The organism is Caballeronia sp. J97, assembly GCF_905220305.1.
In the GTDB taxonomy this organism is placed as follows: Bacteria; Pseudomonadota; Gammaproteobacteria; order Burkholderiales; family Burkholderiaceae; genus Caballeronia.
This window is the reverse complement of record NZ_CAJMZL010000007.1, coordinates 213,590-226,455: the sequence shown is the minus strand read 5'-3', so window position 1 is coordinate 226,455 and position 12,866 is coordinate 213,590. Positions and strand designations below refer to the sequence as shown.

Genomic DNA, 12,866 nt, shown 5'->3' with positions numbered 1-12,866 from the left:
CTAGACGAGTGGCATATTCTCGACATCTCGAACGTGAGGGCGGTCAACCCAAGCAGGGTGATCTGGGGGGCAGTCTTGAGCTGCCACGAAATTTTCGGTCATCGCTAAACGATATGTGCAGCGGTCTTCAGCCGCGGGACTATGACAAACATTGCAAACGAGCCATCCACAGCGAACCGAAACATGATGCGTTCTGTTCAGCGCATTCTTGCTGTGTTCGAAAGCTTCAGTGCCGATAGAACCAGCCTGACCTTACAGGAGGTTGCGGAGCGCATCGAACTGCCGAAGTCGACCGCCTTTCGCATAGTGCAGAGTCTTGAGAAGGCAGGTTACCTGGTCCGTCTCGAGGATCAACAGTACTGCCTCTCGTTCAGGTTCACTCGCCTGGCGGGCATGGTCAGGAGCACCTTGGACGTTCGAGCAATCGCTCGACCAATACTGGTTGAACTAGCTCAACAGACGAAGGAAACGGTTTCATTGCATACCCTGTCGGGACGAAGCCGTGTTTGCATTGATGCCCTATCCACTGTATCTGCGCCGTTGCGAGCGGTTACCCAACCCGGCGAGGAAACGCCTTTGCTCGGCGGTTCGGGCTCGAAGGTACTTTTAGCTCATATGCCACCGCTCGAGTTGACGTCGATCCTGCCGTCGGTGGCTCGCGTTTTGAAGATAACAGATGAGGCGCTCATCGCGGAACTTGAGTTGATACGCGCACATGGTTACGCAGTTTCTCACGGCGAACGGCTACTCGGCATTTCGGCGGCATCGGCGCCAATTCGGGATGCAAATCAGGAAGTTCGTTACTGCTTGTCCGTTGCTGCGCCCACCGTAAGATTACGGGTCAACGAGGACGAGGCCATACGGCTGGTCGTGAGTGCGGCCGAAAAGATCTCGCGTCGATTTGGCGCGCTCTACCAGTAATCAAACTATCGTTAGCGATCTACTGAATGTTTGGCGTTCCGTCGAAGTTTGCGACCGCATTTCGGCGTTGCCGTTGAAATGAGGTAGAAACATTCCACGAGCGGAACGTTTCGCAATCTTTCGCGAATCCAAGAATCCAAGCCGCGATCCCACATCCCCCTTTCCGGCTCTTCGTTCGCGGCGCAATCCCGCGTTGTTCCGTAGCTCTTCCTCCTGCCGGTCACTCTCGGTTCGTTGTCAGCGACTCGTAAATTCGTGTCGTGTTTTCAGCCGCCGCCCCTCTCTCTCGGATCGTGACATTTCAATCTTAAAGTTTCAACTATCGGAATTAATGCTGGTCAACGGAACTCATGTTACGATGCATTGAGGTTTTCTTCCTAATGGCCAATGACGGTTCGGAGTTGGAAATATCGGCTCGCGGGGAGCATCTGCGGGTCGACTCGCCTTCCTCGGGCAAGGGATCTCACAGGATTAGCTGACTCACCGCCAGCGCTTTTGATATTAAGAGAGACACTTGATGAGCGATACACAAAATGTCAGTTATCACGTCGAGAGCGGCGTGGCAGTGATTACAGTCGACAACCCGCCAGTCAATGCGTTGGCACCCGGTATGCGGGAGGGCATCATCGCCGGCTTGGATCGCGCTGGCGCTGACCCTGCAGTGAATGCGGTTGTGCTCATCGGGTCAGGCAAGAACTTCATCGCCGGAGCCGATATCCGACAGTTCGGGAAGGCGCGCCAAATCAATACCAGCGTCAGCACTGCAGCCTTGGATGCATGTGAGAAGCCTGTGATAGCCGCGATGCAAGGCTACGTTCTTGGTGCGGGACTCGAGCATGCCCTCGCATGTCATTATCGAATCGCCACGCCTGACGCCAAGTTGGGGCTGCCTGAGGTCAGCATTGGGGTAATTCCTGCTGGCGGTGGGACCCAACGGCTGACGAGACTGATCGGACCGAAGGTGGCCGTTGAGATGATCAGCAGCGGTCGTCATGTTTCCGCATTCGAAGCGTTGCAGTCTGGACTTGTCACGCAGATTGTGAGTCAGGAAACTCTTCTGGCTAGCGCAATTTCTTACGCGAAAGACGTCGCGCCTGCGCGCCCATTGCCGCGGGTGAGGGACATGAATGAACGAATAGCCTTTGCGGATCAACAGCCTGAAGTGTGGGAAGCGGCAAAGAAAGCCGCCCTTGGCAAGGCTCGTAACGTGAAGGCACCACACTGCGCTGTCGCTTGTGTGGAAGCGGCATTAACCGGTAGCTTCGAGGACGGACTGGCTCTTGAGCAGCGACTGTTTTCGGAGCTCGAGGGCTCGGATGAAGCGAGGGCGTTGCGATATGCTTTCTTTGCCGAGCGTGAGGCGAAAAAGATTCCGGGTACGCCCGCGTCCCATAAACCTGAAGGCGTGCGATCCGCTGCAATCGTGGGCGCTGGAACAATGGGGGCTGGAATTGCAATCTGTTTTGCGGACGTTCGCGTTCCGGTGAAAGTGCTCGAAGTGACGCAAGAGGCACTCGACCGAGGCATGAAGCGCATTCACGACACGTATGCGGTTAGAGTGCGGCGCGGAAGCCTCACACAAGAAGAAATGAACGAGCGACTGACGTACGTACAACCTGTCTTGCGATATGAGGACATCGGGGACGCGGATGTGGTCGTGGAAGCGGTGTTCGAGCGTATCGATCTGAAAGAAGAGGTGTTCACGAACCTGGACGCGGTGATGAAGGAAGGGGCGCTCCTGCTTACCAACTCTTCGGCGATCGACATCAACACGATGGCCGCCGCTACACGACGTCCGCATGATGTCGCGGGGGCACACTTCTTTGCGCCTGCGAATGTCATGAAACTCTGCGAAGTCGTCAGGGGCGACCGGTCGTCAATAGAAACGATCCTTCGAGCGACGAAATTGGGCCGTGACCTCGGCAAAGTAAGCGTCGTTGCTGGTTCTTGCGATGGCTTTGCGGCAAATCGTAGCCGCGCGCCGCTGGTGACGGAGATGATGCTGATGCTGGAAGAAGGCGCGCTGCCCCAGCAGGTGGATAAGGTCATGATTGGATTTGGCTATCCAATGGGACCTTTTGCGGTCAGCGATTTGTCGGGCCTAGACGTTAGTTACGATACGCGCAAGCGCCGCGCCGCTGCAGACCCGACCTATCGAAAGCTCCACGTCCCCGATCGCATGGTTGAGATGGGTAGAAAGGGGCAGAAAAATGGTGTGGGTTGGTATCGTTACAACGAAGGTGATCGCACGCCGCATCCGGACGAAGAGGTTTCGAAGATTATCCGTGACGTTGGTCGTGAGCTTGGCGTCCCGCAACGTGAGTTTTCAGACGACGAGATCCTGAACCGCTTGCTCTTCGCTTCGGTGAACGAGGCCTGCAAGATCCTGGAAGATGGTAAGGCCTACCGCGCAAGTGATATCGACGTGATGTGGCTGTATGGTTTCGGCTTCCCGCGCCATCGAGGCGGACTGATGTACTGGGCAGACTCGATTGGTGCACAAAAGATCTTTGAGCAGGTCAGTGTATGGCACGAGCAGTACGGAAAGCGCTGGAAGCCAAGCCAGTTGTTGGCGCAGATCGCCGAAGTTGGTGGATCGCTTCGAGAGGCCCAAGCGCCTAATCTTTCTTAAGCATTCAGCGCCTGGTTCAATGATAAGTAAGAGCCATCGAAACGGATTTGGTTCTTGCAGTCGCGAACGCGCGGCAACGACACAAAGTTAGTTCCAGGCGCTCGTCGAACCGAGTTGCGAGGCAATGATATGACGGCTGAAAACGAACGACAGAGTACTGAGATTCGTGAATTCAAGGTTTGGCAATGCCTTCTGTGCGGATTCACGTATGAAGAGGCTGAAGGTCTACCGAGCGAAGGGATCGCTCCTGGTACTCGTTGGGAGGACATTCCGGAGGATTGGGTATGTCCCGAGTGCTCGGCGACGAAAGGCGATTTTGAAATGGTCGAGATCTGACGAAAGTCAGAAATCGCCATAATCGAACGTCCAATTTATTCCTCGCAATGTCGTCAGTAAGGTGTCTAATACGACATCTACCGCTGATAGCGGTGCGCGGTTGTCGCGGCCCTACCTCACGGTGGTGTGGGTCGCGCTTTGCAAAGCTCGTTCGAAAGCTCAAGAGCTCCGTACGGCTACTTCCGCGGAGCTTCGGGAGTGTTGCTATTTTCGGGACTGATTGTTCAGCACGGTCTCGCGATGGAACGCGCGCTCAACCGACCGCCTTCCGAATAAACTCCCGTGCAGTTCTCGAAGTCGCGGCCCACGGACGGAACGAAGGCGTCGACTTGCGGCTAAGCGGGGCTGCCCTTCTCGTCAACGCAGGGCACAGCGTTTTTGCTGTCATGCACGCCCCCGACTTCGCCGCCTCCGCAGGCTTTCGTGCGGTTTGAAATTACGCCGTTCGCAATCTAGCAAGGCACTTTCGCATTCATGGCGCTCGAGGTACAGCAGAAGAACCGTCGGGCATTGCGCCCGTTGTCGATAGATGCTCTTGCAGGGCCGCGCAGGCCGAATCTGGCAACAAATCATCAGCCTGTCCAAGGTGGGCGATCAATTCGCTGGCTGACTGCACAGCGTTCATCCGCGATGACCGATATTACCTATAGATGATCCGCGATTTCTGGCGGGGAACGCTCGTCGTGAACGGCAACCCGGATGCGGACGATGTACGCCGCACGCGCAATTTCGAAGTCGATGGTACGTTCGTGTCGCGTCATTTCGGGGAACGGCACGGTGTGGCACGCCCAAAGTCGACAGAGGGTGGGGGGACCCCAGATGTCAACCCGGACGTTGAATCGGAGGATTGCCAATTCCGAAACTGCGAATCATGGCGGGCTCGTCTCCAACAGGCGGCTCAAGTCGCTTGAAACCATGCGTCCGCCGACGGACCCGTCGCTCGATTGCCGATCGCAGTGAGATCGGATGGCTGCTGGACGCCTCACGCATTGATCAAGGGGGCGACAGTTTTAGTCTTCGACCGCGTTGGTCTTCCGAGCGTCGATGCCTCTCGTGTCGGACGCTAGCTGGGCAAAAATGAGGGCAGATGACATCGTGATCAACCCGACGCACACGAACGTAGAGTGAAAGACAGGTAGAGCTTGGGGCTGTAGGTGCTTTGAAAATACGCTCCCAAACATCGCTAGCATCGCGCCCGCGACTGTCACCCCGAGGCTCATGGACAGCATTTGGGTGAGCGAGAAGAGGCTATTTCCACTGCTTGCGCCGACAGTATCCAAGTCCTTCAAGGTGAGCGCATTCATCGCGGTAAATTGGTTCGAATTGACCGCGCCAAAGAACGCGAGTTGTAGAAGTCGGATCCATAGCGGCTGCTGTGGGTCAACGAAGGCGAAGCTCGCCATGCTCAGTCCTGCAAGAACCGTATTGGAGACGAGGACCGTACGGTACCCATAAGATGTAATCATTGCAACGATGACTCGTTTTGACGCGATCCCAGCAGCTGCCACAGGTAGCATCATCAAGCCCGCATGAAATGGTGTGTATCCAAGAGCTACCTGCAAGAACAGCGGCAGGAGGTATGGCATTGCTCCGCCGCCGATACGAGCAAAAAGGTTTCCAAGAAGACCTATCTTGAATGTTGGGATTCTGAGTAGAGTCAGCGGGAGAAGCGACGCGGGGTTATCCGTCGAGTGCAGTGCATAGGATACGAGGAACGCAAATGCCAAGATTAGCAGAACCAATACGGAGGCTCGTTGTTGGCCGAACTCCGCAAGGCCATCTAGCGCGATGGTCAGGGACAGCATGGCGAGCGCTAGAAGAATGTATCCCTTGAAGTCAAATCGCGTGACAGTCGGTTGGGGCTTCCCGACCATGAAAAAAAAGCATCCAATGCACCCGACTGCGCCGATTGGCACGTTGATGAGAAATATCCAATGCCAAGAGGCGACGTCAGTAAGCCATCCGCCCAAGGTCGGGCCGAGCAGCGGACCCACTAGTCCAAGGATTGCTAGGGAACTCAACGCCGGCAGGTAGCGTTCCCGTGGAAAATTGCGCAGTATTGCTAGCCGTCCAACCGGTAGCAGCATCGCACCCCCCACTCCTTGAACGACTCGCGCAGAGACCAGTTCCCATAGCGCGCGCGAGTTTGCGCACATCAAAGAGCCGACGGTAAAAATGACGATCGCGGCGAGGAAGACTCTACGCGTTCCAAATCGGTCCGCGAGAAACCCGGATGCGGGAATCACAAGAGCCATTGTCAGCGAGTAAGCAATCACTACGGATTGCATGTGGAGCGGAGCTTCTCCGAGACTGCGGGCAATCGAAGGCAATGCGGTGTTGACGATCGTCGTGTCGAGCGTCTGCATGAAAAAGCCGGTTGCAACTAGCCACAGTGTCATTGTGACTTTTCGTGCGCTTGCTTTGTCGAGTTCGGCCGTTTGTGAGCCAATCGAGTTATCGCTCATCAGATGCTGTTCCGGTTATCGAATCGGTGAAGTCGGCGTTTGTGACATGACCAGAGAGCAGCGTTCTGCCGTGGCGCAGCGGGAGTGCAAGAATAGGAGCGCTTGATGAGGCGGGCGATGACCTGCGTCGACGTTGAGGTAGTGGCCGCCGAAGGCCGACTGGAGCGTCGAAGTCCCATGGAACATGCAGGGAGCAAACCACGTCGTTGTAATCGAAAACCACTGAAACTGGTGTGGCCCGATTTATTGCTCGTTTCGGAAAGCCGGGTTATGGCCCCTGCCTTGAGGAAGCAGGGGCGCAAGTCTGACTTGACTTAGCGTTCCTCACGCGGGTATTGCAGGACCAGCGCTTCCAGACCTTTATCGCCCGCCCGGATGTCGAACTTCTCTTCGCTAGGTTCCACCACGACCATTGACCACAGCGGCAGTTCTTCGTTGTTGTGCAACAGAGTGCCGTTCCCAACGAGCACGTAATAGCCGGCCGCTGCTTTCGGATCGGGTCCGGGGACGCTCATACCTGCGCCGAGGCGAACGACCTGGGCATGCATGCCGTCACTCGCGTCCTCGAGCAACGTCTCCCAGACTGCCTCTTTTCTTGCTGCAAGCACTGGTTCGATAGAGAAACGAACAGGCTCTGACGTGAGATGGCGCCGCTTGCTCGGTTCAAGGCGATCCCTGTAGCCGGGTTTATCAAGATACACGGGCTCCGAGTTGCCTGTGTACATGCGCATTGCGACGAACGAAAGCCCTTGAGGGCCGGCGACGATCGGGCCGTAAGCGGTGTGGTGATCCTTGAATTGAACCGTCAGAGGCTCCAAGACTTGCTTGCGGGCGCCCAAGGTACCCGATCCCGCGATGAAGCATTGGAACATCGTCACCCCGTGGAAGTGGGAGACAACGGATTCGTGGGGATTGAGTTCCGACATCGTCGCCTGCGGCCCAGCGCCCGCGCTGTTCGAACTGCGAGGCCCAAAGAAGACGGTGCCCCAGTGCTCGTTACCCGTGCCGGGCGAAACCACGACGTTGCGATTTGCGAGAGCGTCTGTGCCGCTTCGTGTGTAAATCATCAGAAATCTCCTTGTGTCTAACCACTGCCTGCAGGGTCGGTGTGTCGGATGGATCGCGGTCTCGTCGGCTGCTTCAGCGATCACAGGTTCATCCTATCACGGGTTTTGATAAGTAGCACGGGTTCCGATTATCGGAACCGCATACTCGCTAAGCGCGATATGCGAGGAGGTGGCCGTTTCGGTCGTTGTAGCGACGTGACAGGGGCTCGGGTTCCATTAGTCGAAACCAATTCCATTTTTGGTTGACGTGGCAGTTTTCCAGGAATAGAGTTCAGTCAACCAGCGGTACATCGATGACGCGTCGTGACCGTGCATTTTTCGTTTCAATCCGAGCGGCATCTAGCTCAAGCCCGAGATTTATTGAACTATGAACTCCTTCAAAAAGTTATTTGAACCCCGATCCGTCGCAGTCGTGGGCGTGTCGGACGACGCGGCTCGCCCCGGTTCCCAAGCTGTCCGGGCGTTGCTCAAGAATGGGTTCGCGGGAAAGGTATATCCAGTCAACCCCAAGTACGAGCAGTTCGAGGGGTTGAAGTGCTACCCGACAGTTGATCACATTGACGGACCGGTGGATCTCGTCGTCATTGGTGTGCCCGCAAAAGGTGTTCTGGCTGTTCTCGAGCAAAGCGCTGCCAAGAAGGTCCCGTTCGCTGTTGTGTTGAGCGGTGGCTTCCGTGAGAGCGGCCCGGAAGGCATTGATCTGGAAAAGAAGATGCTCACGATCGCCCGTGACTCGGGCATGCGTCTCATCGGACCGAATTGTCTTGGATTTGCGAATATTCACTCTAACGTATATGCCGCATTCGGCAGCATTACGCGCGAGCCGAAGCTCAAGGCGGGATCGGTTTCTCTCGTGACGCAAAGCGGCGGATTCGGCTATAGCCTCGCCCTTGGGTGCGCCGCCGCCGGGGTGGGTTTTCGCCATGTGATTGCGACAGGAAACGAGACCGACATCGATACCGTTCAGCTTATCGATGCCCTCCTGGACGATCCCGAAACCGAAATCATCGTCGCATATATCGAAGGTACAAGGGACGGACGCGCGCTGCTGAACGTTGGGCGCCGCGCCCTGGCGGCAGGGAAGCCCGTGCTCCTTTGGAAAGGGGGCGTGACGGAGCAAGGAGCTCGCGCAGCAGCCTCACACACTGCAAGTCTTACAGGTAGCTACGACTTCTATCGCGCGCTTTTCAAGCAGACTGGAATCGTCGAGGTCCGGGAGATTCACGAGGCTGTCGACTTTCTGAAGGCGCTTGCCGGTGCAAAGTACCCGTCTGGTGGCGGGGTTGGTGTCATGGGCGTGTCGGGAGGATCGGCAATCGTGTTCGCCGATGCGGGGGAGCCGGAGGGGCTCTCCCTGTGCGACCTTAGTGAAAGCACGCAAGCACGGCTCAAGGACGTCGTCCCGAATATCGGAGCAGTACACAACCCCATTGACCTGACTGCTGGCTACTTCTCCGCTGCAAACCGCGAAAAGTTGAAGGCGGCGGTTCTTGCCACGCTCGACGATCCATCGGTCCACTCGGTCTGCGTCAACCTTGCTACGACCGGCAACGCCGGGAGCGTCGCTGCTGCTGAAGTCTTGGCGGGCATTGCAAGTGAAACCGATAAGCCGGTGCTTGTCTTCTCTTCAGCTCCCGCAGACCAGATTGCTCCCGCTCTGGAGATCTTCGACCGCGCGAGAATTCCCGTTCTTCCGTCGCCTTCACGTGCGGCCAGAGCGATCGCAATGCTCAAGCGATACGGCGAAGCTAAGGTGAAGCTGACTGCCTCAGCGCACGCGTTAGAGGCAGAAGACGCTGGAGCTCAATCCAACGATCTCTCGGACGCAATCAAGAAGGGAAGTTTGTCGGAAACCGAGTCGAAGGAAATTTTGGCCGCAGCAGGCATTCCAGTCACGAAGGATGTCATCGTCGAGGGTATCGACGGCGCGGTTTTTGATACGCTGCAGGGTCCTTTGGTCGTAAAAATTGTCTCCCCCGACATTCCGCACAAGACCGAAATCGGTGGCGTTAAGGTGGGGTTGCGCACGCGAGAAGAACTCGAATCGTCGATCGCAGAGGTTCTTGAGAATGCGCGAACGCGCGCACCGGCGGCACGCATTGAAGGTGTGTTGGTTTCTGAAATGGTCCGGGGTGGCTTCGAGCTGATCGCTGGCGTCGTGAATGATGAGGTGTTCGGCCCCGTGGTCGTGGTCGGGGCGGGAGGCATTTATACCGAGCTTCTTCGAGATTCCGCTTGCCGCCTCGCGCCCTTTGACGTGAAGACTGCTCGAGAGATGGTTGACGAACTGCAATGCCGACGGATCATGGACGGCGCGCGCGGATCCGCTGCCCTCAATGTTGAAGCCGTGGCCCAGGCTCTCTCGGCGCTTTCCCGGTTTGCGTGGGACAACCGAGATATCGTGAAAGAGGTCGACGTTAATCCCCTCTTCGTGCTCCCGCAAGGTGTGGTCGCAGCAGACGCCCTGATCATTCCATCCACCGCGGGCAACGAGTAAGCGGCACCGTAAATACCCTCCAGTTTGTAAAAGGTGAACCTGTCATGAGTGAAGGTCAAGTTTTGTCGGATACCTTCCCAGTCCTCTTCAAACCGCTGGACCGTACCTTGGAAGTGCGATCTGAGCAGACCATTCTCGAGGCCGCGCTAAGCGCCGGATATCCGCTGCCCTACAGCTGTAAAAGCGGTGTGTGTGGGTCGTGTAAGGCGCGGGTGGTCGACGGAGAGTTAGACCCTGGTATGGCTCAATCGGCAACGCTTACGCAAGCGGAAATCGACGACGGCTACACGCTGCTCTGCCAATCTAAACCACGTTCTGCGTTGACCGTCGAATGCAACGTGGTTCCGGTGGTGGAGGGCTATCCGGTGCGCAAGTTGGCCTGTCGAGTGGATCGCCTTGAGCGGCTAGCAGACGACGTAATGCGGATTCGTCTGCGACTTCCGGCCAATCAGAGTCTGACGTTCTTGCCCGGCCAGTACATCAACATCGCTATTCCAGGTGGTATTCGTCGAAGCTTGTCCATCGCCAACTCGCCCGATGACTCGGGGTTCGTTGAGCTGCATCTGCGCAACTACGACGGGCCATTCAGTCGGCACGTGTTCGGAAAGATGGCCGAGAACGACCTTCTCAGGTTCGAAGGGCCGCTCGGTACCTTCTTCATCCGCGAAGCTACCGAGAAGCCGATCATTTTCGTTGCGAGCGGGACGGGGTTCGCGCCTATCAAAGCGATGATCGAGCAAGAGGTTCGCAAGGGTCACGGCCGTCCTATGACGTTGTATTGGGGTGGCCGGCGGCCGAAGGACCTCTATTTGGATGAGGTTGCCAAAGGTTGGGTAAAGGACGTCGGACTCAATTATGTTCCGGTGATATCGGATGCATCGGCGGAAGACAACTGGACTGGACGATCCGGGTTCGTGCATCAAGCCGTAATGGAAGACTTTGCCGATCTTTCGCGGCATCAAGTTTATGCATGCGGGGCGCCAATCGTTGTTCAATCAGCGCGCAAGGACTTCATTAACGAACGCCGTCTGCCAGAAACTGAATTTTTCGCCGATATCTTCGTGTCGGGCGCAACGCCGGCGGCCTGAGGCCACTCGAGCGGAAAGAACATAAGGAGATGCAATGATGCAAGCTGTCAGTCCTGGTTCAGCGACTATCGCTGTGGGCGTCGAGCAGCGTAATGCTCAGATCTGGATAACGATAAGCCGCGCCGAGAAAGCAAATGCGATGACGGTCGCGATGGTGGAGCGCATGACTTCCGCAATCGTTGAGGCGGGCAGCAATGCTGACGTGCAAACAATTCTTCTGACAGGTGCTGGAACCCGCGTGTTTAGCGCTGGGGTGGATGTGCGCGAAAGGCCGGAGGACGGGGATCAGGCGGGCCAACGTGAGCGCCGCTCCCACGCGTTGGCATCGTTGCAGGATGCGGTCATGAACTGTCCGAAGCCGGTGATTACGGTCCTTAACGGTACCGCAAGCGGAGCCGGAGCGATGCTCGCGCTTTTGTCAGACGCCTGTGTTGCCGCTGACGAAGCAGAACTGACATTGCCCGAGATCAATCTGAGCATCCCAACGTTCTCCGGGGCGAACATTCTTGAAGTGATCGGAGGTCGTGCCCTCGCATTGGATCTTATTCAGACGGGGAGGCGTATGCCGGCGCGGGAGGCTCTGAGTCGCGGTTTGATCACGAGCGTCGTCCCACCTAGTGAGTTGCAATCGGCCGCCGAGGTCGTCGCCGAAGGGCTCGGGTCTAAGGATCCTCACGCCTTCGCGGCGAACAAGCGCTGGATCAACCGCTCGCTCAAAAAAGCTTTGAACGAGGCGCGAGAGGAGCACGCGCGGCATCGACAGAAGGTTGCGAAGTAGGTAACGGGCGCCGACTATTCTTAATAGTTGGCGACACGCGACGAATGGACTGTAGAAACGTGCCTTGGCAAGGAGACCAAATGGCGGACCTCGAGCTTGAAAGAATTGACCGTGTACTCGTCGCACGACTGAATCGACCCGAAAAGAAGAACGCGCTTAGCGAGGAAATGCTGGAGGTCCTTCGCAACGCCCTAAAAGAAGCAAACGAAGATAACGATATCGGCTGTTTTGTAATTACCGGGGCTGGAGACGCGTTCTGTTCCGGGGGCGATCTCGGACGACGTGCGGCCGAAAGGGCCGCCGGAGACCCGACACCACTTGAACGAAAGCTCCGTTTGCAGAAGGTCACGCATCAGGTAGCGTTGGCTGTCGAGGAATTCGAGAAGCCTTTGATTGCTGCGGTCAACGGCGCAGCAGTCGGGGCGGGAATGGACCTCTCCCTAATGTGCGACATCCGTTTTGCAGGGACTTCGGCTCGGTTCTCAGAGGGGTACGTGAAGGTCGGCCTCATTCCTGGAAACGGCGGCTGTTACTTCTTACCTCGACTCGTCGGGCCCGCGAGAGCGCTTGAGTTGCTGTGGACGGGAGACTTCGTTTCTGCAGACGAAGCACTGAAGGTCGGCCTCGCCAATCGTGTCTTCAATGATGCGGATCTTTTTCAAGAAACGCTTACGTTCGCTACGCGCCTGGCTGAGGGTCCGCCTATTCAGATTCGCGACATTAAGAAGCTAATGTATCAGTCACTACGTACCGATTTGCGCACAAGCCTCGAGTCTGTGGCAGCGCACATGGCGGTTATCCAATCCACGGACGACTACAGAGAAGCAATCTCCGCGTATAAAGAGAAGCGCAAGCCGAAGTATCGGGGAAGCTAATCGCTCCCGCATCACCCATCGCTCTCCATTTCGTCATCAATGACTCCCCGCGTGTCCGACGTTGGTTCGTCTCGACGTCGGTACGCGTAGGGAGCTTGACCTGAGCGAACTCAACTCGCCCGCCTTGCCGTCGCGCGAAACGGGCGCACATTCGAACACTCGATGCGGGTTTCTTATTACGAAACGGCCTTCTGATGGGCGCAGTTA

Annotated in this window: 9 protein-coding genes; 7 read left to right on the top strand and 2 right to left on the bottom strand. The window is 56.8% G+C overall.

Annotated features, from left to right (window positions below; genetic code table 11):
* Nucleotides 1-183: 183 nt before the first annotated feature.
* From U4Y90_RS13100 to U4Y90_RS13090, 3 genes are all read left to right on the top strand, one after another.
* Nucleotides 184-921 (top strand): IclR family transcriptional regulator, encoded by a 738-nt coding sequence (locus tag U4Y90_RS13100; RefSeq protein WP_321794993.1) that lies wholly within the window; start codon nucleotides 184-186, stop codon nucleotides 919-921.
* Nucleotides 922-1,438: 517 nt separating this feature from the next.
* Nucleotides 1,439-3,553, top strand: a complete 2,115-nt coding sequence (locus U4Y90_RS13095; RefSeq protein ID WP_321794992.1) for a 3-hydroxyacyl-CoA dehydrogenase NAD-binding domain-containing protein — start codon at nucleotides 1,439-1,441, stop codon at nucleotides 3,551-3,553.
* Between the two features lie 129 nt (nucleotides 3,554-3,682).
* Nucleotides 3,683-3,889 carry a rubredoxin gene (locus tag U4Y90_RS13090; protein WP_321794991.1) on the top strand — a complete coding sequence of 69 codons (207 nt, stop codon included), beginning with the start codon at nucleotides 3,683-3,685 and terminating at the stop codon, nucleotides 3,887-3,889.
* A gap of 1,010 nt (nucleotides 3,890-4,899) precedes the next feature.
* Here U4Y90_RS13090 and mdtD read toward each other — a convergent pair.
* Nucleotides 4,900-6,354 (bottom strand): multidrug transporter subunit MdtD, encoded by a 1,455-nt coding sequence (mdtD, locus tag U4Y90_RS13085; protein ID WP_321794990.1) that lies wholly within the window; start codon nucleotides 6,352-6,354, stop codon nucleotides 4,900-4,902.
* Nucleotides 6,355-6,668: 314 nt separating this feature from the next.
* Nucleotides 6,669-7,421: a hypothetical protein gene (locus U4Y90_RS13080; RefSeq protein WP_321794989.1), complete on the bottom strand. Its 753-nt coding sequence runs from the start codon at nucleotides 7,419-7,421 to the stop codon at nucleotides 6,669-6,671.
* A 367-nt stretch (nucleotides 7,422-7,788) separates the two neighbouring features.
* Between U4Y90_RS13080 and U4Y90_RS13075 the strand changes: the two genes are divergently transcribed.
* The 4 genes from U4Y90_RS13075 to U4Y90_RS13060 all read left to right on the top strand — a co-directional run bounded on the left by U4Y90_RS13075 (nucleotide 7,789) and on the right by U4Y90_RS13060 (nucleotide 12,659).
* A complete protein-coding gene (locus U4Y90_RS13075; protein WP_321794988.1) occupies nucleotides 7,789-9,918 on the top strand; it encodes an acetate--CoA ligase family protein in 2,130 nt (709 codons plus the stop codon).
* Nucleotides 9,919-9,962: 44 nt separating this feature from the next.
* A complete protein-coding gene (locus U4Y90_RS13070) occupies nucleotides 9,963-11,006 on the top strand; it encodes a CDP-6-deoxy-delta-3,4-glucoseen reductase (RefSeq protein ID WP_321794987.1) in 1,044 nt (347 codons plus the stop codon).
* Between the two features lie 34 nt (nucleotides 11,007-11,040).
* Nucleotides 11,041-11,784: an enoyl-CoA hydratase/isomerase family protein gene (locus U4Y90_RS13065; RefSeq protein WP_321794986.1), complete on the top strand. Its 744-nt coding sequence runs from the start codon at nucleotides 11,041-11,043 to the stop codon at nucleotides 11,782-11,784.
* 80 nt (nucleotides 11,785-11,864) lie between these two features.
* Complete coding sequence (locus tag U4Y90_RS13060; RefSeq protein WP_321794985.1) at nucleotides 11,865-12,659, top strand: enoyl-CoA hydratase/isomerase family protein; 795 nt, start codon at nucleotides 11,865-11,867, stop codon at nucleotides 12,657-12,659.
* The last annotated feature ends 207 nt before the right edge of the window (nucleotides 12,660-12,866 follow it).